General features: G+C 70.3%; 21 protein-coding genes and 1 pseudogene. 9 read left to right on the top strand and 13 right to left on the bottom strand.

Annotated features, from left to right (window positions below; translation table 11 throughout):
* The 5 genes and pseudogenes from ACGFIM_RS15745 to ACGFIM_RS15725 form a co-directional block, all read right to left on the bottom strand.
* Positions 1-324: pseudogene (locus ACGFIM_RS15745) on the bottom strand (heat shock protein transcriptional repressor HspR); the annotation flags it as partial.
* A gap of 6 nt (positions 325-330) precedes the next feature.
* Positions 331-1,500, bottom strand: a complete 1,170-nt coding sequence (dnaJ, locus tag ACGFIM_RS15740; RefSeq protein ID WP_393200539.1) for a molecular chaperone DnaJ — start codon at positions 1,498-1,500, stop codon at positions 331-333.
* Positions 1,501-1,522: 22 nt separating this feature from the next.
* Entirely contained in the window at positions 1,523-2,167 is a 645-nt protein-coding gene (grpE, locus tag ACGFIM_RS15735) for a nucleotide exchange factor GrpE (RefSeq protein ID WP_393200536.1), read from the bottom strand.
* The gene (gene dnaK / locus ACGFIM_RS15730; RefSeq protein WP_393200534.1) at positions 2,167-4,032 is read right to left on the bottom strand and encodes a molecular chaperone DnaK; all 1,866 of its coding nucleotides are present in this window, start codon (positions 4,030-4,032) and stop codon (positions 2,167-2,169) included. Before dnaK ends, grpE begins: the two co-directional genes overlap by 1 nt.
* Before the next feature lie 584 nt (positions 4,033-4,616).
* A complete protein-coding gene (locus ACGFIM_RS15725; RefSeq protein ID WP_393200532.1) occupies positions 4,617-5,075 on the bottom strand; it encodes a hypothetical protein in 459 nt (152 codons plus the stop codon).
* Positions 5,076-5,439: 364 nt separating this feature from the next.
* Here ACGFIM_RS15725 and ACGFIM_RS15720 point away from each other — a divergent pair, with 364 nt between their 5' ends.
* Both ACGFIM_RS15720 and proC read left to right on the top strand, forming a co-directional pair.
* Positions 5,440-6,321, top strand: coding sequence for a proline dehydrogenase family protein (locus ACGFIM_RS15720; RefSeq protein WP_393200530.1), 882 nt, complete (start codon positions 5,440-5,442; stop codon positions 6,319-6,321).
* Positions 6,322-6,369: 48 nt separating this feature from the next.
* On the top strand, positions 6,370-7,164 hold the full coding sequence (gene proC, locus ACGFIM_RS15715; protein ID WP_393200528.1) for a pyrroline-5-carboxylate reductase: 795 nt from the start codon (positions 6,370-6,372) through the stop codon (positions 7,162-7,164).
* A gap of 115 nt (positions 7,165-7,279) precedes the next feature.
* Here proC and ACGFIM_RS15710 read toward each other — a convergent pair whose 3' ends face one another.
* The 4 genes from ACGFIM_RS15710 to ACGFIM_RS15695 form a co-directional block, all read right to left on the bottom strand.
* Positions 7,280-8,020 (bottom strand): ABC transporter permease subunit, encoded by a 741-nt coding sequence (locus ACGFIM_RS15710; protein WP_393200526.1) that lies wholly within the window; start codon positions 8,018-8,020, stop codon positions 7,280-7,282.
* Positions 8,017-8,907 carry an ABC transporter ATP-binding protein gene (locus ACGFIM_RS15705; protein WP_393200524.1) on the bottom strand — a complete coding sequence of 297 codons (891 nt, stop codon included), beginning with the start codon at positions 8,905-8,907 and terminating at the stop codon, positions 8,017-8,019. Before ACGFIM_RS15705 ends, ACGFIM_RS15710 begins: the two co-directional genes overlap by 4 nt.
* Positions 8,908-8,987: 80 nt before the next feature.
* A complete protein-coding gene (locus tag ACGFIM_RS15700; protein WP_393200522.1) occupies positions 8,988-9,707 on the bottom strand; it encodes a response regulator in 720 nt (239 codons plus the stop codon).
* Positions 9,708-9,745: 38 nt separating this feature from the next.
* The gene (locus ACGFIM_RS15695) at positions 9,746-10,879 is read right to left on the bottom strand and encodes a sensor histidine kinase (RefSeq protein ID WP_393200520.1); all 1,134 of its coding nucleotides are present in this window, start codon (positions 10,877-10,879) and stop codon (positions 9,746-9,748) included.
* Positions 10,880-11,011: 132 nt separating this feature from the next.
* Between ACGFIM_RS15695 and ACGFIM_RS15690 the strand changes: the two genes are divergently transcribed.
* The 6 genes from ACGFIM_RS15690 (at position 11,012) to ACGFIM_RS15665 (ending at position 15,696) form a co-directional block, all read left to right on the top strand.
* Positions 11,012-12,175, top strand: coding sequence for an acetoin utilization protein AcuC (locus ACGFIM_RS15690; protein WP_393200517.1), 1,164 nt, complete (start codon positions 11,012-11,014; stop codon positions 12,173-12,175).
* 14 nt (positions 12,176-12,189) lie between these two features.
* Positions 12,190-12,972 (top strand): phosphatase, encoded by a 783-nt coding sequence (locus tag ACGFIM_RS15685; RefSeq protein WP_393200515.1) that lies wholly within the window; start codon positions 12,190-12,192, stop codon positions 12,970-12,972.
* A gap of 312 nt (positions 12,973-13,284) precedes the next feature.
* Positions 13,285-13,488, top strand: a complete 204-nt coding sequence (locus ACGFIM_RS15680; RefSeq protein WP_026214222.1) for a helix-turn-helix domain-containing protein — start codon at positions 13,285-13,287, stop codon at positions 13,486-13,488.
* A gap of 174 nt (positions 13,489-13,662) precedes the next feature.
* Positions 13,663-13,761, top strand: coding sequence for a 30S ribosomal protein bS22 (locus ACGFIM_RS15675; protein WP_018654693.1), 99 nt, complete (start codon positions 13,663-13,665; stop codon positions 13,759-13,761).
* 22 nt (positions 13,762-13,783) lie between these two features.
* Positions 13,784-14,776 (top strand): NAD-dependent epimerase/dehydratase family protein, encoded by a 993-nt coding sequence (locus ACGFIM_RS15670; RefSeq protein ID WP_393200513.1) that lies wholly within the window; start codon positions 13,784-13,786, stop codon positions 14,774-14,776.
* Positions 14,777-14,811: 35 nt separating this feature from the next.
* Positions 14,812-15,696 carry a lysophospholipid acyltransferase family protein gene (locus ACGFIM_RS15665; protein WP_393200511.1) on the top strand — a complete coding sequence of 295 codons (885 nt, stop codon included), beginning with the start codon at positions 14,812-14,814 and terminating at the stop codon, positions 15,694-15,696.
* Positions 15,697-15,807: 111 nt separating this feature from the next.
* On the opposite strand, the gene ACGFIM_RS15660 is transcribed toward ACGFIM_RS15665, so the two are convergent.
* The 3 genes from ACGFIM_RS15660 to ACGFIM_RS15650 all read right to left on the bottom strand — a co-directional run bounded on the left by ACGFIM_RS15660 (position 15,808) and on the right by ACGFIM_RS15650 (position 18,086).
* Positions 15,808-16,677, bottom strand: coding sequence for an HAD family hydrolase (locus ACGFIM_RS15660; RefSeq protein ID WP_393200509.1), 870 nt, complete (start codon positions 16,675-16,677; stop codon positions 15,808-15,810).
* 18 nt (positions 16,678-16,695) lie between these two features.
* Entirely contained in the window at positions 16,696-17,385 is a 690-nt protein-coding gene (locus tag ACGFIM_RS15655) for a DUF5667 domain-containing protein (RefSeq protein ID WP_393200507.1), read from the bottom strand.
* A 62-nt stretch (positions 17,386-17,447) separates the two neighbouring features.
* A complete protein-coding gene (locus ACGFIM_RS15650; RefSeq protein ID WP_393200505.1) occupies positions 17,448-18,086 on the bottom strand; it encodes a sigma-70 family RNA polymerase sigma factor in 639 nt (212 codons plus the stop codon).
* Positions 18,087-18,265: 179 nt separating this feature from the next.
* Here ACGFIM_RS15650 and ACGFIM_RS15645 point away from each other — a divergent pair, with 179 nt between their 5' ends.
* Positions 18,266-19,702, top strand: coding sequence for an antibiotic biosynthesis monooxygenase (locus ACGFIM_RS15645; RefSeq protein ID WP_364062256.1), 1,437 nt, complete (start codon positions 18,266-18,268; stop codon positions 19,700-19,702).
* Between the two features lie 26 nt (positions 19,703-19,728).
* Here ACGFIM_RS15645 and ACGFIM_RS15640 read toward each other — a convergent pair whose 3' ends face one another.
* Positions 19,729-19,965 carry a glutaredoxin family protein gene (locus tag ACGFIM_RS15640; RefSeq protein WP_364062259.1) on the bottom strand — a complete coding sequence of 79 codons (237 nt, stop codon included), beginning with the start codon at positions 19,963-19,965 and terminating at the stop codon, positions 19,729-19,731.
* Positions 19,966-20,019 lie beyond the last annotated feature (54 nt).

Below are 20,019 nucleotides of genomic sequence, written 5' to 3'. Positions count from 1 at the left end.
GATCAACGCCTTGATCATCGCCATCTCGGCGCGCAGGCGGTGCACTTCCTCGCGCAGCCGGAGGTTCTCGTTCTCAAGCTCGAGGATCCGCTTGATCCCCGCGAGGTTGATGCCCTCCTCTTGAGAGAGCCGCTGCACCTCACGGAGCTGGATGATGTCTCTTGTGGAGTAGAGGCGGCCGCGTCCGGCCGTGCGGCCGGGGCTGACCAGGCCGAGCCGGTCGTACTGCCGCAGGGTCTGCGGGTGCAGCCCCGACAGCTGCGCGGCCACCGATATGACGTAGACAGGGGTGTCGTCTGACAGATCGAAGTAGTTGGCGTCCATCCCCGCTCACTCGCTTCTGGCTCGCTGAATCAGCTCGGCGCGCGGGTCTTCGCCCGCGGTCGCGTTGGCGAACTCGGTGAGGAGCTCGCGCGACTTGTCATCGAGCGTCTTCGGCACGAGCACCTCGACGGTGGCGAGCAGGTCGCCCCGGGTGCCGTCCTTCCTCCTGACACCCCTGCCACGGATGCGGAACGTGCGTCCGTTGGGGGTGCCGGCGGGGATGCGCAGGGTGACCGGCATGCCGTTGAGGATCGGCACCTTGATCTCGGCCCCGAGGGCGGCTTCCGTGAACGTCACGGGAACGGTGACGGTCAGGTTGTCGCCCGTTCTGCCGAAGACGGCGTGCGGCTTGACGTGGGTCAGAATGTAGAGGTCTCCGGCCGGCCCGCCGTTCTCGCCCGGCGCGCCCTTGCCCTTGAGCTTCACTCGCTGGCCGTCGGCCACGCCGGCCGGGATGCGCGCCTGAATGGTGCGGGTGCTCTTGGCCCGGCCGCTGCCGTCGCACACAGGGCAGGGGTCGTCCACGATCAGCCCGCGGCCCTTGCAGTCGCGGCACGGCTCGGAGAAGGCGAAGCTGCCCAGGTTGCGGCTGGCCGCACCGGTGCCCTCACAGGTCGGGCAGACCCTGGGGGTCGTGCCGGCCCTGGCGCCGGTGCCGCTGCACGCGGTGCAGGCGGCGGAGCTGGTCAGCCTCAGCGACACGGTGGTGCCCTCGACGGCTTCGGTGAACGTCAGCGTCACCTCGGACTCGATGTCCTGGCCTCGCCGCGCCCGGGTGGCGCCGGTGGTGCGGGCGCCACCCCGGTTGAACAGCCCGCCGAACAGGTCGCCGAGCCGTTCGCCCGCGCTTCCTGCACCCTGCGGGCCGGTGCCGCCGAACAGGTCACCGAAGTCGAACGGGAAACCGCCACCGCCGGCCCGCTGGCCGCCCACCCCGGACCCGAACAGCGTGCGCGCCTCGTCGTACTCCTTGCGGCGCTTGGCGTCGGACAGGACGTCGTACGCCTCGGAGATCTCCTTGAACTTCTTCTCCTTGGCGGCGTCGCCCTGGTTGGTGTCGGGGTGGTATTGGCGGGCCAGCTTCCGGTAGGCCCTTTTGATCTCCTCGGCGGTGGCGGTCTTGGGCACACCAAGGACGGCGTAGTAGTCCTTCTCCAGGTAGTCCTTGGTGCTCATCTACGGCCCTTCGTCCTTGTGGTCAGTTTTCTTGGTCGTCATCGGACGCCGCTGGAGCGTCCTCACCCGGCTCGGCGACGGCCACCCGCGCGGGGCGCAGCACCCGATCGCCCATCCGGTATCCAGGCTGCAGCACCTCGACCGCGGTCGGCTCGGTCACTTCCGACGAGTAGCTGTGCATCAGCGCCTCGTGGATGGTCGGGTCGAACGGGTCGCCCTTCTGCCCGAAGGAGCTGAGGCCCAGCTTGGTGAGCACGGACTCCAGCGATTCCGCGACCTTGGCGAAGCCCCCGGTGAGCTCGCCGTGCTCGCGGGCTCGTCCGATGTCGTCGAGTACGGGCAGGAGCTCGGTCAGCGTGGCGGCCACGGCCTGCTCACGGACCGCGACGCGGTCGCGCTCGACCCTGCGGCGGTAGTTGACGTACTCCGCCTGGAGACGCTGCAGGTCGGCGGTCCGCTCGGCGAGCTGGGCGGCCAGCTCGCCCTCCTGCGGCTCCTGCGGCTGCTCGCCGGCCGGCCCTGTGGTCGGCGCGGCGGCCTCCTGCTGAGGCTGCCGCTGCTGGCCGTCGGCGGGCGGCTGCTCCCTGACCTGGCCCGTCTCCGGGTCGATCTTGCGCTTGTCGCGGATCACCGGCTCCTCGTGCCCGTGGTGGTCACTAGCCGGCATCACTGGTCCTTCTTCGGCTCGTCGTCCACGATCTCGGCCTCGACCACGTCGTCGTCGGCCTTCTGGCCCTGACCGGCCGAGGCGTCCTGAGCGCCGCCCTCAGCGCCCTGCTGGGCCTGGCTGGCGGCGTAGATGGCCGAACCCATCTTCTGGCTCACGGTGGCGAGCTTCTCCGCCGCGGTGCGGATGGCGTCGGTGTCGGTGCCCTCCAGCGCCTTCTTCACCTCGGCCAGGGCGTCGTTGACCTCGGTCTTGACGTCGGCCGGGACCTTGTCGTCGTTTTCGCGGAGGAACTTCTCCGTCTGGTAGGCGAGGCCGTCCGCGTTGTTGCGGACCTCGGCCTCCTCGCGGCGCTTCCTGTCCTCCTCGGCGTAGGACTCGGCCTCGCGCATCATGCGCTCGATGTCTTCCTTCGGCAGCGCGGAGCCACCGGTGATCGTCATCGTCTGCTCCTTGCCCGTGCCCAGGTCCTTGGCGGAGACGTTGACGATGCCGTTGGCGTCGATGTCGAAGGTGACCTCGATCTGCGGGATGCCGCGCGGCGCCGGCGCGATGCCGGTCAGCTCGAACGTGGCCAGCTTCTTGTTGTAGGCCGCGATCTCACGCTCGCCCTGGTAGACCTGGATCTGCACCGACGGCTGGTTGTCCTCGGCCGTGGTGAAGACCTCGGAGCGCTTGGTCGGGATCGTCGTGTTGCGCTCGATGATCTTGGTGAAGATGCCGCCCTTGGTCTCGATGCCCAGCGACAGCGGGGTCACGTCGAGCAGCAGGACGTCCTTGACCTCACCCTTGAGCACACCGGCCTGCAGGGCCGCGCCGATGGCGACGACCTCGTCCGGGTTCACGCCCTTGTTGGGCTCCTTGCCGCCGGTCAGCTCCTTGACCAGGTCGGTGACGGCGGGCATGCGGGTCGAGCCGCCGACGAGCACCACGTGGGCGATGTCGGAGACCTTGATGCCGGCGTCCTTGATGACCTGGTGGAACGGGCCCTTGCAGCGCTCGAGCAGGTCGGCCGTGAGCCGCTGGAACTCGGCGCGGGTCAGCTTCTCGTCGAGGTGCAGCGGGCCCTCGGACGAGGCGGTGATGTAGGGCAGGTTGATCGTGGTCTCGGACTGGGCGGACAGCTCGATCTTCGCCTTCTCGGCCGCCTCGCGCAGACGCTGCAGCGCCATCTTGTCCTTGGACAGGTCGACGCCGTGCGCGTTCTGGAACCGCTTGATCAGCTCGTCGACGATGCGCTGGTCCCAGTCGTCACCACCGAGGTGGTTGTCACCGGAGGTGGCCTTGACCTCGACGAAGCCGTGACCGTCCTCCTGGCCGACGTCGAGCAGCGACACGTCGAAGGTGCCGCCACCGAGGTCGAAGACCAGGATCGTCTGGTCCTGCTCCTTGTCGAGCCCGTAGGCGAGGGCCGCCGCGGTCGGCTCGTTGATGATGCGGAGCACGTTGAGGCCCGCGATCTGGCCGGCTTCCTTGGTGGCCTGCCGCTGGGCGTCGTTGAAGTAGGCGGGGACGGTGATCACGGCGTCGGTGATCTTCTCGCCGAGGTACGCCTCAGCGTCCTGCTTGAGCTTCTGCAGCACGAAGGCGCTGATCTGCTGCGGCGAGAACTTCTTGCCGTCGATCTCCTTCGTCCAGTTGGTGCCCATCTCGCGCTTGACCGAGCGAATGGTCCGGTCGACGTTGGTGACGGCCTGCCGCTTGGCGACCTCACCGACGAGGACCTCGCCGTTCTTCGCGAAGGCGACCACGGACGGCGTGGTCCGCGAGCCCTGCGCGTTCGCGATGACGGTGGGCTCACCGCCCTCGAGGATCGAGACGACGGAGTTGGTCGTCCCCAGGTCGATACCTACCGCACGTGCCATGAGTACGTCCTTGTAGTCAAAGTTGAGTCCTTGCGACTCAACCTATGGATGGGTGTCGCCTTTGTCAAACGACTTGAGCCTACTCGACTCAACCCCCCTGAGTCCCGATGCATTCCCCCTGAGAGGGAGAAAAAAGCGGTAAAGACGCACATTCGGGGCAACGTGGGCGGTCGCCCTCCGGGTTCCGGGCGCCGGCAGGTTCAGGGACACCTCAGGGTCACGTCAGGGGCGCGGGGTTGCGCGGCCGCGCCGGGGGTGTGGGGCCGACAGGGGGCGCCGAGAGCCCGGCGGGGCAAGGACGTCAAAGGCGTGCGGACCGATTCCGGGTGGCTCGGGTGCGGCGGCGGTGTTGTGGTGGCTTGGGCGTGCGGGAGGCTTCGCCGGGCGATCCAGGCGGATGCGGACGGTTCTGGGCGATCCGGGCTGTGGATCGCTTACGGGGTGGTTCGGGTGTGCGCATCGCCTGCGGAGGGCGACGGCCGCGCCTCGGATGACCCGGGGAAGGTCCGGGACGTACGGAAACGGGGCCCGGCTGATGCCGGACCCCGCGACGCGCCGCAGCGGCCCCTGCCCGGATCCCTGGCCTACTTGATCTTGGCGCCGTCGACGAGCTTCCGCTCGCCCAGCGGCTTCTTGAGCTTGACCGTGGTGGTCTTCTCGACCGCCATCATGATGCAGGCCATGTTCCTGGCCTTGGGCGCGGCGCCCTCGTACAGGGTGATCGTGACCTTCTTGGACGTCTCCTTCACCTCGACCCGGTCGAGGATCGTGCACGGCTCCACCCCCGACCACCACGTGAGCTGGACCTGACGGCCCTTCGCCACCGGCTTGGCCTTGGTCCAGCCGACCTTGCGCACGTTGATCGCGTTGCCCTGCGGCTTGACCGCCTCGGGCTTCTTGGTGGGCGCGGGGGAGACCGGCTCCGACGCCACCGGCGGCCTGGCCGGGGTCGTGGCGGCCACCCGCTGCGCCGGCTGCGAGGGCTGCTCGGACGCGCAGCCCGCCACGAGCGCCAGACATCCGGCCAGGAGAGTCGCTGTCATAGTCCGCATACCCCTACGACGGATTCCGCCGAGCGCCGGTTCAAGAGGAGGCGGTTCGCGAGGGGGCGGTTCACGAAGGTGCGGGTTGAGAGGGAAGTTTCAGCAGGCGCGGTTGAGAGGGCAGGTTCGACAGGGCGCGGGTTGAGAGGGCAGGTTCGAGAGGGCGTGGGTCGAGAGGGCAGGTTTCAGGGGGCGCGGGTTGAGAGGGCGCGGGTTGAGAGGGCGCGGGTTGAGAGGGCGCGGGTCGAGAGGGCGTGGTCTGGAGGGCCCGATCTAGGCGGTTCGAGAGGGCTCGATGAAAAGGCGCGTTTCAAGAGGGGCCGGATCGGTGCTCAGCCAGGGTTCAGTGGTTAGTGTGGATCACGTGCTCCGTCAGGCCATGCTCGCCCTCTCCAAGAGCCGGCGCGCCGAGCGGCTCATCACCACCTCGCCGCTCACCAAGGACGTCGTCAGCCGGTACGTCGCCGACGACGTCTCCCGCGTGGTCGGCGAGCTGACCCGCCAGGGGCTGCTGGTCTCGGTCGACCATCTCGGCGAGGAGGTCACCGACGAGGCCGCGGCGCGGCAGTCCGTCGGCCACTACCTGCGGCTGCTCGACCTGCTGCCCGCGGGGGCCGACGTCTCGGTCAAGCTCACGGCGCTCGGGCTGCGGCTGTCGCAGCGGCTCGCGCTCGGCAACGCCGAGGACATCTGCGCCGCCGCCGGCGAGCGCGGCATCACGGTCACGCTCGACGCCGAGGAGCACGACACGATCCCGGCCCTGCACGCCGTGCACGCCGATCTGCGCCGCCGCCATCCCGACGTGGGCGTGGTCGTGCAGTCCTATCTGCCCGACTCGATCGACCGGTGCGAGAAGCTGGGCGGCGCCCGCGTACGCCTGTGCAAGGGGGCCTACACCGCGCCCGGCGCCTACACCAGGCCGGCCGACATCGACCGCTCGTACGTACGGTGCCTGAAAGTGCTCATGGCGGGCACCGGCTACCCCATGGTCGCCACCCACGATCCCAGGCTGCTGCGCATCGCCGCCGCGCTCGCCGAGCTCGCCGGCCGCGACGCCACCGGCTTCGAGTACCAGATGCTCTACGGGGTACGCCCCGACGAGCAGCTCCGCCTGGCGGGGCAGGGGTCGCAGGTGCGCGTTTACGTGCCGTACGGCTCCGACTGGTATCCCTATCTCATGCGCCGTATGGCGGAGCGACCTCGGAACCTCACGTTCTTCCTGCGCTCGCTGCTGTCGCGGCGCTAGCCGATAAGCTGCGAGATCCGCGTTCGTTCCGTACGAGGGGCTCCGAAAATGATCGCGATTCTGGGCACGGGCAAGATGGGCGAGGCCCTGCTGTCGGGGTTGTTGCGTGCCGGGTTCAAGCCGGGCGACGTCCTCGCGACCACGCGCCGGGCGGAGCGGGCCCAGGCGCTGCGCGAGACGTACGGCGTGCGCGTCGTCTCCAACCCTGAGGCGGCCAAGGCCGCCGACACCCTCATCCTGGCCGTCAAGCCGCAGGACATGGGCACGCTGCTGGCCGAGATCGCCTCCTACGTGCCGTCGTCGAGCCTGGTGATCAGCGCGGCCGCCGGCATCACCACGTCGTTCGTGGAGCAGCGGCTCGGCGGCGAGGTGCCGGTGGTGCGGGTGATGTCCAACACGCCGATCAGGTTCGACGAGGCGATGAGCGTCATCTCGGCGGGTGCGCACGCAAGCGAGGAGCATCTCAAGCTCACCGAGGAGCTGCTGCGCCCGGTCGGCAAGGTGCTGCGCATCCCCGAGTCGCAGCAGGACGCCGCCACGGCGCTGTCCGGCAGCGGGCCCGCGTACTTCTTCTACCTCGTCGAGGCCATGGTCGACGCGGGCATCCTGCTCGGCATGCCGCGTGCGGCGGCGCTCGACATGGTGACGCAGTCGATCGTGGGCGCGGCGGTGATGCTGCGCGACTCCGGCGAGCACCCGGTCATCCTCCGTGAGGCCGTCACCTCGCCGGGCGGCACGACCATCGCGGCCATCGCGGAGCTGGAGCGCCACAAGGTGCGCGCGGCCTTCCTCGCCGCCATCGAGGCCGCCCGCGACCGCGGCCGCGAGCTCGCCTCCGGCTGAGCCGCCCGCCGCGCGCAGGGCGGGCCGCGTGGACCCGGTCGCCGCCCTGCGCGCCGAGTGACGTGCCGCCGGCCCCCCGTTGAGCGTCGCGCCGTCACCGGAGGGCCGGTCCCGTTCAGGCGTCGCGCCGCCGCATCAGTACGGCCCCCGCGAGCACCGACACGGCGATCCAGGCGAGGTACACCCCGAACCCGGCCCACGGCCCCAGCGAGTCGTTCGACCGGTGCGCGACGATCAGGGAGCCGGCGTTGGTGGTGAAGTAGTCGGAGACGACCCTGCCCCACTCGCCCGGCAGCATGGTCGTGAGCTGCGGCAGCACCATCATCAGCGCGATGGCCGAGACGATCGCCCCCGGCGTGTGCCGGATGAGGGTGCCGAGCCCGAAGCCGAACACCCCGCACGCGGTCAGGTAGAGCGTGTTCCCGAAGCCGGCCCTGACCACCTCGGCGAGGTCGAACCCGATGGGCCGGCTGATGGCCAGGCCGATGGCGATCGCGGCGGCCGTGGAGACCGCGGCCGCCACGAGGGCCGTCGCGGTGAACACGATGAGCTTGCCGGTCAGCAGTTTGTAGCGGTTCGGCACGGCCGCCAGCGTCGTCCTGATGCCGCCCGTACGGTACTCGCTGGAGATCACCAGCACGCCCAGCGCGGCCAGCGAGATCGTGGCGAGCAGTCCTCCGGCGACCGAGAGGCTCAGCGCGTTGGAGAGCGTGAGCGGTCCGCCGCCGTTGACGCGGGCCGAGCCGCTGAGCAGCGCGCTGAAGCCGATCATGAGCAGCACGGTGACGACGAGCGTCCACACCGTGGAGCGCACTGAGCGGATCTTGGTCCATTCGGACCTGACGACGTCCATCATGACGAGTACTCCAGGCTGTCCTTGGTGAGCTCCATGTACGCGGCTTCGAGCGAGGGCTGCACGTACGTCAGCTCCTCCAGGGGCAGGCCGACGCGCGCGGTGAGCGTGCCGATCTCCAGCGTGCTCATCGCGGCCACCCGCAGGTGGTCGTGGTGCAGCTCGCCCACCTTGATCAGCTCGGCGACCTCGGCGAGCCGGGGCGAGCGGACCCGTACGTAGCCCTGCGAGCTGCGCCCGATGAACTCCGCCACGCTCGTGTCGGCGATCAGCCGGCCCTTGCCGATCACGATGAGGTGGTCGGCGGTCTGGGCCATCTCGCTCATGAGGTGGCTGGAGACGAACACGGTCCGTCCTTCGGCCGCGAGGTCGCGCATGAGCGTGCGGATCCACAGGATGCCGTCCGGGTCGAGGCCGTTGACCGGCTCGTCGAACATCAGGATCTCGGGGTCGCCGAGCAGCGCCGCGGCGATGCCGAGCCGCTGCGCCATGCCGAGGGAGAACCCGCCGACCCGGCGCCGTGCGACCCCGCCGAGCCCGACGGTCTCCAGCACCTCCTCGACGCGGCGGGCCGGGATGCCGTTGCTCTGGGCGATGGCGAGCAGGTGGTTGCGCGCGCTGCGGCCGCCGTGCACGGCCTTGGCGTCGAGCAGTGCGCCGATCGTGCGCAGCGGGTGCCGTAACTCCGCGTACGGTCTTCCGCCCACGAGCGCCGAGCCGCCCGAGGGGTGGTCGAGCCCGAGGATCATGCGCATCGTGGTGGACTTGCCCGCGCCGTTGGGTCCGAGGAAGCCGGTGACCCGGCCGGGCTCGACGGTGAACGACAGGTCGTCCACCGCCACGGTGTCGCCGTAACGCTTGCTGAGATTCGTTGCCGTGATGGCGGTCATGGTCTCAGCGTGCCGCCGGGCCTGCTCGTGCACCTCCTGCCCGCGAACCGTTTCGCGGGCGGCGCTTTGGGAGCCTGGTCCTACTCTCCGGGGCGGACGAGTCCCGCCTCGTAGGCGGCGATCACCGCCTGCGCCCGGTCCCTCGCCCCGATCTTGGCGAACAGGCTCGTCACGTGGTTCTTGACGGTCGAGGGGGAGACGGCCAGCTCGGCGGCGATCTCGGCGTTGGACCGGCCGCGCGCGATCAGCACCAGGATCTCCCGCTCGCGGGCGGTCAGCTCGGGCAGCCCTTCCGGTCGTGCGGGCTCGGTGCGGGGCCGCCCGGCGGGCCGGGCCGCGCGGACGAACGTGCTGATGAGCCTGGTCAGCAGCCGGGGCGCGACCGCCGACTCGCCGCGGTGCACCACGCGTACGCCCTCGATGAGCTCCTCGGGGGAGACGTCCTTGGGCAGGAAGCCCGCGGCGCCGGCGCGCAGCGCCGCGACCACGTTCTCGTCCAGGTCGAACGTGCTCAGCGCGAGCACCCGCACCTGCGGCAGCCCGGCGGTGATCAGCTCGGTGGCGCGTACGCCGTCCATGCCGGGCATGTGCAGGTCCATCAGCACCACGTCGGGACGCAGCCGCCCGGCCAGCTCCACCGCCTGCTCGCCGTCCGCCGCCTCGCCGACCACGCCCAGGTCGGGCTGGGCGTCCAGCATCAGCTTGAAGCCCCTGCGGACGAGCGCGTGGTCGTCGGCGAGCAGCACCCTGATCGGCGCCGGCTCCTCCGCCGGCCGCTGCTCGCCCTGCCCTCGCCCCACGGGCCCTCGCTCTCCGGCCGGCCGCCGCTCTCCGGCGGTCATGCGTTCTCCAGCGGGATGCGGGCGTGCACCCGGAACCCTCCCTCCGGCCTGGGACCCGTCGTGAGCCGGCCGCCGCACAGGGCCACCCGTTCGGCCATGCCGCCGAGCCCGAAGCCGGGCGCGCCGCCGTCCGTGGCCAGGCCGTCGTCGAGCACCTCGACCTCCACGGCCTGGGGCTCGTACGTCAGCCGCACGCTCGCCCTGGCCCCCGCGGCGTGCTTGCGGGTGTTGGTGAGCGCCTCCTGGACGATCCGGTACACGGCGTGGTCCACGGCGGCGGGCAGCTCGACGGGCTCGCCGGTCACGGTCAGGCTGGCCGGCAGCCCGGCCGACCTGGCCTCCTTGATGAGCGCGGGTAACCGGTCGGCGCCCACCCCGGTCGCCGCGTCCGGCTCCTCGTTGCCGTCGGCCCTGAGCACGTCGAGCAGCCGCCGCATCTCCGACATGGCCTGGCGGGCGGTCTGCTCGGCGCTCTCCAGGGCCTCCCTGGTGACCTCCTGTTCGGGCGGCAGCGTGGCCCTGGCCCCGCCGACCAGCGCGTTGATCACGGTGATGTGGTGCGCCACGACGTCGTGCAGCTCCCTGGCGATGCGCCGCCGCTCGGCGCGTACGGCGGCGTCCGCGGCCTCGCGGGTGGCGCGCTCCCTCAGCTCGGCCCTGAGTCTGGCGAACTGCCCCGCGCCCACGAACAGGCCGACCATGAACAGCGCGGCCAGCCAGCCGCCCGCGCCGCGCAGGGTCAGCTCGAAAGCGGTGGCGTACCCGGCGTAGCCCGCCACGGAGGTGATCGCGAGCGCGCGGCCCGACGTGTAGCGGCCCAGGCTGTAGAGGGCGACGATGGTGTGCAGGCCAGGGGGCACGTTCGAGGCGATGCCGGTGAACATGAGGGCGACGTCGATCGCCGCGAACACGCAGACCGGGTAGATCGGCCGGCTGCGGCGCACGAGCAGGACCGGCGCGCCCGCCGCGTACAGCGCGATGCCGAGCGCCCGCGCCGTTTCGCCGTTCGCCGCCAGGAAGGCGCAGCCGATCAGCGTGGGGACGGACAGCACGATCACCAGCGTCCGGTCGAACACCGTGGGCCGGCGGAAGAACCGCACGATCCTCAGGAACGTCCCTGCCACCCGCACGCTCGTAACCCTAAGTCACGACATGTCGATATCGGTGGCCTCGCGACGGGCCGCTCAGGGCCGGTCTACAGCCAGCGGTCCGCGCTGCGGTAACGTCGGCGCAAGGCGAGGGCACGCGGCAGAGGGGTTGGTATGAGCCGTTCGGCACGGGTGATCTGGGACGACGCTCTGACCTCCTACGACTTCGGCCCGAGCCACCCGCTGGCTCCCGTGCGCGTCGAGCTGACCATGGCGCTGGCCCGCGAGATGGGCGTGCTCGACAAGGTCGAGATGGCCGGCTGCGTCCCCGCGACGGACGACGAGCTGGCCCGCATCCACGACCGCGGCTACATCGAGGCCGTCAAGCGCGTGTCCGCCACCGGCCTGCCCGACACGAGCGTCGGGCTGGGCACCACCGACAACCCGGCGTTCAAGGGCGTGCACGAGGCGTCGGCGCTCATCGCGGGAGCCTCGGTCGCCGCCGCCCGCGCGGTCTACGAGGGGGCGGCCGAGCACGCGGTCAACGTCGCGGGCGGGCTGCACCACGCGATGCCCGCCATGGCGAGCGGCTTCTGCGTCTACAACGACCCGGCGCTGGCCATCGCGTGGCTGCTCGACCAGGGGGTCGAGCGCATCGCGTACGTGGACGTCGACGTGCACCACGGCGACGGCGTGCAGACCATGTTCTACGACGACTCCAGGGTGCTGACGATCAGCCTGCACGAGAGCCCGCGCACGCTGTTCCCCGGCACCGGCTTCCCCCACGAGACGGGCGCCGACGGCACGGCGGTCAACGTCGCGCTCCCGGCCGGCACCGGCGACGCGGGCTGGCTGCGGGCCTTCGACGCGGTGGTGCCGCCGCTGCTGCACGAGTTCGGGCCGGAGATCCTGGTCACCCAGCACGGCTGCGACAGCCACGCGCTCGACCCGCTGGCCAACCTGATGCTGAGCCTCGACGGCCAGCGGACCGCCTACGAGGCGCTGCACCGGCTGGCGCACGAGACGGCCGGCGGGCGGTGGGTCGCGACCGGCGGTGGCGGCTACGAGCTGGTGCAGGTGGTGCCGCGGGCGTGGACGCACCTGATGGCCGAGCAATCGGGGCATCCGATCGACCCGGCCACGCCGACCCCCGAGGCGTGGCGGCGGTTCGTCCGCGAGCGTACGGGGGAAACACCACCGCTTACCATGACGGACGGCCGCAATCCGGAATTTAATCACCTTTCTGGTGGTTATGATCCTGCGGACCCCATTGACCGTGCGGTCATGGCGACCCGGCAAGCGGTGTTCCCCCTGCACGGCCTCGATCCGATGCCCTGACGAGGAATGAAGCAGTGCTGAGCCGCGACGAACTCCGAGAGCACCTTGTCCGAAGCCGCATCGCCGGCGATGTCGCGACCTCCCGCGAGAACAACCTCGACCACTACAGCTCGCTCGCCAACGGAGATCCCTACTACGCGCTCGGCCTGACCTTCGAACACCCGTGGTCCTACCGCGACATCCTCGCCCTCATGGCCAAGTCCGCGGGCGTCGTCGCCGATCCCGACCACCGCTGGGGCCAGGACACCATCGATCCCGACCTGACGATCGACGCGCTCGACGCGATGGCCGAGCGCATCGCCGCCGTGCTGTCGCGGCCCGAGCCGCGCATCCTGTTCGCCACCGGGCACCCTACGGGCCTGCTGGCGATCCACCTGCCGCTCGCGGCCTTCTGCGTGTCCCAGGGCGCGACACTGCTGACGCCCGCCGAGGGCTGGTCGTACTCGGGGTCGGACTTCGGCAGGCCGCGGCGGATCCGCTACCTCCAGGACGTCGCCATGCTCGACGACCGCGGCGCCCTCGTGCACACCCACGACGCGGCCCCCATGCGCCACATGCTCGACGAGCTGGACGGCGACCTCCCCGACCTGGTGATCGCCGACCACGGGTGGGCCGGCGCGGCGGGCGAGGCCGGCGTGCCGACGGTCGCCTTCGCCGACTGCAACGACCCCGGGCTCTTCGTCGGAGAGGCGGAAGGCAAGCTTGACGTGGTCGTGCCACTCGACGACAACGTGCTACCCCGTTATTACGCTCCGTTGACGGAGAGACTGGTCACAGAAGTCTCACGAGCCCTTTGAGTCGATAACGGTCCTCCCCATACCGTCTTTTCGCGCCTGCATTCCAAGAGGCTCGCTGTCCCTTTGCCAACTTGAGACCCGGCCTCGGCGACTCTTATATGTGGCAGCTTGGACAGTTCCAGCGTCCGAGTGAGGTGCTTGGCCAGGCGGTTGGCCAGCGATTTCGCTGGTTCGGCTGACAGGTGACTCCGCTGACTGGAAAAATAGGGGGTTTGCGCACTCGGAGTCCCGACTTACGCTGACGGCAGTACACGTGCGTGAGCAATGGCACCAGTGGGGATAACCCGGAAACACGTGCGGAAGAGGCGTCCGATGGGTGCAGGCGAAAGACCTCTCAGCGAGGTGAAGTTCCTGACCGTCGCAGAAGTGGCGACGGTCATGAGGGTGTCCAAGATGACGGTGTACCGGCTCGTCCACTCCGGCGAGCTGCCGGCCATCCGAGTCGGCCGCTCGTTCAGGGTGCCTGAGCAGGCGGTACACGATTATCTCCGGGAGGCCTACATCGAGGCAGGTTGACGTAGCGACACGCCCGAGCGTGTCGTGAGTGCCATCGCGGGAGAGGCCCGGCCGCCCGCTGGTACGGCCGGGCACTCACCCCCGAGGGGCGATCTACCGTGGATCGCCGGTAGTCTGTGAGCCGGTGTGCGCTCGCACTCCGTTTCAGACTTGCTATCAGTACCTGGGGGTCCCGTGGGCTCTGTGATCAAGAAGCGCCGCAAGCGGATGGCTAAGAAGAAGCACCGTAAGCTGCTGAAGAAGACGCGCATCCAGCGGCGCAACAAGAAGTAACCGACGCAGCTGCGAGGCGCTGATGACCCACACCGTGCTCGTCACCGGGGTCTCGCGCCACATCGGCGCCCGGGTGGCGAGCGTTCTGGCGGCAGACCCGGACATCAGCCGTGTCATCGGAGTCGACACCGTGCCGCCCCCCTCGCTCACGCGAGACGGGGGCGTCTCACTCGGCCGGACGGAGTTCGTCCGGGTGGATCTCCGCAGCCCCGACATCGCGCAGGTGATCGCGGCCGCGGACATCGACACCGTTGTGCACATGAGCCTGGTCAGCGCCCCCTCACGCAACGGGGGCAGGGCCGCCATGAAGGAGCACAACGTCATCGGCACCATGCAGTTGCTCGGCGCGTGCCAGCGGTCGGCGACCGTGCGGCGCGTGGTGGTGCGCTCCACCACCGCCGTCTACGGCTCGTCGCCGCGGGATCCCGCGGTCTTCACCGAGGACCTGGAGCCGCACGAGGGCCCCGTCCACGGCTACGCCAAAGACGCGGTCGAGGTCGAGGGCTACGTACGCGGCTTCGCGCGGCGGCGTCCCGACGTCACGGTGTCGCTGCTGCGCTTCGCCAACTTCATGGGTCCAGGCGTCGACTCGCCGCTGACGCGCTATTTCACCCAACCGGTGCTGCCGACCGTGCTCGGCTTCGATCCGCGGCTGCAGTTCGTCCATGAGGACGACGCGGTCGAGGTGCTGCGCCGGATGGCGACCGAGGACCACCCCGGCACGTACAACGTGGCCGGGGCCGGCGTGCTGCTGCTGTCGCAGTGCGCGCGCAGGGCGGGCCGCCCGTCGCTGCCGCTGCTCTCGCCCGCCTTCAAGGTGCTCGGGGGCGCGGCGCGCAGGCTCGGGCTGGTCGAATACTCACCCGAGCAGCTCAGGCTGATGTGTCACGGCCGGGCCGTCGACACCGCGCGCCTGGAGGCCGAGCTGGGCTGGAGACCCAAGTTCAGCACCGGAGCGGCCTTCGACGACTTCCTGCGTTCGCGCGGGCTGCGACCGGTGGGAGCCCGCCCATGAGCGCGTCCCGCCCAGCGCACGAAGAGGAAGGCCGGGTGATCCCCATCACCGCGGCGCCGTCGTACGACGAGCCCGAGACCGATCCCCTGGCCGAGTCCGTCGCCAGGGCGCTGGCCTTCATCCGCCGGCGCATCACCGGCGACTACGAGGTCGACGAGTTCGGCTACGACCCCGAGCTGACCGACAAGGTCGTGCTGGAGCTGCTGCGGCCGCTCTACCGCCACTGGTTCAGGGGCGAGACGCTGGAGCACGAGAACATCCCCGAAGACAGCGGCGCGCTCATCGTGGCCAACCACTCGGGCACGCTGCCGGTCGACGCGCTCATGCTGCAGGTGGCGCTGCACGACGAGGTGGGCAGGCCGCTGCGGCTGCTCGGCGCCGACCTGGTCTACCAGCTGCCCTTCCTCAGCCACCTGGCGCGCAAGACCGGCCACACGCTGGCCTGCCGCGAGGACGCCGACCGGCTGCTGCGCAAGGGCGAGCTGGTGGGCGTGTTCCCCGAGGGCTTCAAGGGCGTCGGCAAGCCGTTCTCCGAGCGCTACAAGCTACAGCGCTTCGGGCGCGGCGGCTTCGTGGCCTCCGCCATCCGGGCGGGCGCGCCGATCGTGCCCACCGCGATCGTCGGGGCCGAGGAGATCTACCCCAAGATCGGCGACCTGAAGTCGCTCGCGCGGCTGCTGGGGCTGCCGTACCTGCCGATCACCCCGTTCTTCCCGCTGCTCGGGCCGCTCGGCCTGGTGCCGCTGCCGTCGAAGTGGATGATCGAGTTCGGCGAGCCGATCCGCACCGACGACTACGACCCGTCGGCCGCCGACGACCCCATGCTGGTCTTCAACATCACCGACCACGTGCGCGAGGTCATCCAGCAGATGCTCAACGAGCTGCGCCTGCGCCGCGGCCACGCCTTCCCGATCCTCTGACCTCCCCGGCGCGACGGGGCTCGCATCCGCTCCACGAGCACGCCCCTCAGGCGCGGGAGGACCTGCCCTGAGCGCTGGGCGCCGGTGCCCGCAGGGGCGTTCCCGCGCGTCTCAGCGGCGGTGGTGGCGGCGCAGGGCGATGCCGGCGGCGACGCCGCCCGCCACCGCGCCGACCCCGGCCGCGATCGGCAGCGCGGCGAGCGTGGCCTTGCGGCCGGTGCGGAAGTCCTTGATCGGCCAGTCGTGCTTTTTCGCGTATTCGCGCAGCTCGCTGTCGGGGTTGATGGCCACGGCGTGGCCGACGAGCGAGAGCATCGGCAGGTCGTTGGCCGAGTCGCTGTAGGCGGTGCAGCGGGTGAGGTCGAGGCCCTCCCTGCGGGCCAGCGCGCGCACCGCCTCCGCCTTGGCGGGGCCGTGCAGCAGGTCGCCGACCAGCCGGCCGGTGTAGACGCCGTTGCTGGTCTCGGCGACCGTGCCGAGCGCGCCGGTCAGGCCGAGCCGCTGCGCGATGACCCTGGCCAGCTCGATGGGGGTGGCGGTGACCAGCCAGACCCGCTGCCCGGCGTCGAGGTGCTCCTGTGCGAGCGCGCGGGTGCCGCCCCAGATGCGGTCGGCCATGACCTCGTCGTAGATCTCCTCGCCGAGGCGTACGACGTCGTCCACCTTGGCGCCCGCGACGAACGCGAGGGCCGTCTCCCTGGCCACCGCGATGTGCTCGGGGTTCTCGTTGCCGCGCAGCCGGAAGACGGCCTGGCCGACGGCGAACTTGAGCAGGTCCTTCGTGGTGAACAGGCCGCGTGTGGCGAGGCCGCGGGCGAAGTGGTAGATCGACGCGCCGCGCATCATGGTGTTGTCGACGTCGAAGAAGGCCGCGGACTCGAGGTCGGGCTCGGCGGGCGCGACGGTGACCGCCGCCTGTGCCGCCGCCTCGCCCGCGACCTCCGGCTGCGCTTCCTGTCGTCGTCGCAAGAGCCGCCACATGGGCTTCAGCTTAACGACCTACTCGGGTGCGACCAGACCTTCGATGTAGCTGAGGTACCCCTGTGCCTGCGCCTGGTCCACCTCGTTGAGCTGCTCGAGCATCGGCTCGACGACCTTCTTCTGGTCCCGCGCGAATTTCTTGATCTTCGGCGAGCGCGGCTCCGCGCGCTCCAGCCGGCTGATGCCCGCGCGGGTGGACTCCTCCATGTCCTTGAGCGTCTTGCCCACCAGCGGCCCGTTGTTAGACGAGCCGAGCAGGGTGGCGACCTCTTTGGCGCGGGTCTTGGCGGAGTCCAGCTCGCGCGCGGCGCGCTCGGCGTCGTCGGAGGTGAGGCGGACGAGCGTGCTCTCGGCGGCGCGCTTGAGCGGGTAGAGCGAGTCTCCGGGCACCGCGCGGTACGTCGCGAACGAGGACACCATCAGCGCGGCCACCAGGCCGACGGTGGCGAGCTGGGACAGCAGGGGACGGCCACGGGACCGGCGGCGGCGCCCGCGCGCCTTGACGGCCGTCTCGCGCGCAGGCCCGTGCAGGCCGCCGGTCTCCGGGGCGTCGTCAGCGGGGCGGGCGGCCGTGGCCAGAGCGCCCGACAGCAGCTCGGCGCGCAGCCGTTCCTTGAACGCGGGCTCGGGCAGGCCCCCGATGGGGAGCCTGCGCAGCTCGTTGAGGTGCATGAGCACGCGTTCCCGCCGCTCGCGCGCGCTACTCATCACCACGGCTCCCGAGCGTCACGGTCATGACACCTGTCCTAACGAGGGGCGGATTGCGGAGGTTACGCCAGGTCGTGCTTGAGCGCCCTGGCCAGCGCTCGTACGGCACGGAACTGCAGCGCTTTGATCGCTCCACTCTTCTTTCCCATGATCAGCGCGGTTTCCGCGAGCGAGAGGCCGTGCAGGAAGCGCAGGACGACGCATTCTTGCTGTTCGGGATTGAGCTCGCGGACGGCACGCAGCACCCGGTCGTTGATGATGGCCGTGACCACGGCGTTCTCGGGGATGTGGGAGCCGTCGAGCGGAACGTCGATGATCTCGCCCGTGGGGATCTCCAGCCGGTAGCGGCCGGACTTGAAATGGTCGGCCACGAGGTTTCTCGCGATGGTCACGAGCCAGGCGCCGAAATCGCGGCCCTGCCAGGTGAAATCGCCGATCCTGCGCAGCGCGCGGAGGAAGGTCTCGCTGGTCAGGTCCTCCGCCAGCGGGTGCGAGCCGACCCGGAAGTAGATGTAGCGGTAGACGAGGTCCACGTAGCGGTCGTAGAGCGTGCCAAAGGATTGCGTGCATCCGTTCTTGGCGTGCATCACGAGCGTACGGAGGTCGTCGGTCGCGTCCTCGCGCACGCTGAGCTCGCCCGTCCGGGCGGGGCCGGCGACGGCCGGCGCCAGCAGCCCGGCGAACGGCGACGAGTCAGGCATCCGGTATCCCTGGGGGTAAGGGGTGCGGCGTGCTCGAACACTCTAGAAATCAACTGGAAAATCCACAATCCACGGAAGTCATGCATGACTAGGCGTAATCGGCAGATACCGTGGTTGACCGACCCGTTCCCTCTTCGGCTACCGGCTGGGAGGCATTGTCCGGCAGCATTGGAGTCACCATGGAGATCCTCGTTGCTGTCATAGCTCTTGCCGGTGCGATCCTGGCCGGTATCGCCACGGCCGCCCTGATCCAACGCCTTCGCGAGGAGTCCGAGGGCTGGTTGATCGCCTGGATCGTCGCGCTCGTAGGGCTATGCCTGTCACTCGCGGTGATCGCACTGGGATCCTTCATGGGCTTCGGCGGCGTCACGTTCCGGATCTTCCAGGTGACCGGGTCGATGCTGGCGCCCCTCTGGCTGGCCATCGGGCTCGTGCAGCTGCTCGCCGAGAAGGTGCCGCCGAGATTCCTCGCCTGGCTGCTCGGCTCCGCCCTGACCTTCGTGGCCACCGTCATCATGGTCTGGGACCCGCTCAAGACCGAGGACATGGGCAAGACGCTGCCCAGGGCCGTGACCCACTGGAACATCGTCCCCAGCTACCTGCTCACCGGCGTCCACGCCGTCGCCGCGCTGGTCATGCTGGTGATGCTCGTCGTGGCGGGGGTCAGATGGCGCAACGGCGACGAGTACGACACCGACAACCTCCACGCCACCGCGGTCATCGTGCCGTCGGGGCTCGCGCTCATCGGCGCGATGAGGTTCGCCGTGCCCGGTCTGTTCGCCACCGTGCTGCTCGCCGTCGCGGCGGCGGCGGTCTGGTACTGCGTGCTGCGGCCGCTGGCGCCGTACGAGGACGACGAGGACGACTTCGACGACGAGATCCCTGAGCGCGCGCCGCGGCGTGAGGAGCGGGTCCCGCGCGAGCGCGCGATGCACCACGAGGGTGCGCCCGACGAGCGGCCCATGTTCCGCGACGAGGCGCCGGGACGCCGCCGCGCGCCCGAGCCCGCGCCCGCCGACCTGCCGCCCGCGCCGCCGCGCAGGTCGTCGGGGCTCGGCGACCTGGTGGCCGAATACCGCGCGGGCGACCGCGAGGTCGACTACGCCTCCCGCATGGCGCCGCCCGCGCCCGACGACGGCGGCCCCTCCACCGGCTACATCATGAACGGCGCCCCGCCCCAGCGCCCCGACTACAAGCTCTCGCCCGCCGCGCCCGCCACCGGCGCCGTCTACCCCGGAGCCGACCTGTTCTCGCCCGCACAGCAGCAGGCCGCATCCGGCAGGCTGTCGCCCAACATCTACGGCATGCTCACCGTCTTCACGCTCATGGACGGCGCGGGCGAGGCGTTCGACCGGCTGGCCGAGGCCACGGTCGAGGCCGTGCGCAGGGGCGAGCCCGACACGCTCGTGTACGCCTGCCACGCCGTCAAGTCGGCCCCGCTGCAGCGCATCGTCTACGAGCTCTACCGCGACGAGGTGGCCTACCGCGACCACATGCGCCAGCCCCACGTGGAGCGCTTCGTCAACGACCGCCAGTCGATGGTGCTGGCCACCAACGTGATCGAGCTCGACGTCAACGCCGCCAAGGTGGTGCCGCTGCCCACCGTCATGTACTGACGCGGGAGTCGCGGCTCAGGAGATGCTCAGGACGTGAGCGCCGCGCGCAGCCTCGCCTCGTCCACGCGCCAGAAGTCGTGCTGCACGCCGTCGATCAGTGTGACCGGGATCATCTCCCAGTACTTCTCCTTGAGCTCCTCGGAGGAGTCGATGCTGATCTCCTCCCACGGCACGCCGAGCTCGCCCGCGACCCTGGCGATGATCTCGCGCGCGTCGTCACACAGGTGACAGCCGGGTTTGCCGAGCAGGGTGATGCGATGCATGACGCAACCGTACCTCTGCTGACTTTGTGCATCGGTTCACAAAGGGATTAACCT

It is taken from the genome of Nonomuraea sp. NPDC049309, from assembly GCF_043196965.1.
Taxonomy (GTDB): Bacteria; Actinomycetota; Actinomycetes; order Streptosporangiales; family Streptosporangiaceae; genus Nonomuraea; species Nonomuraea fastidiosa.
Note: the sequence above shows the minus strand (reverse complement) of the source record. Positions and strands in the feature narration are given on the sequence as shown.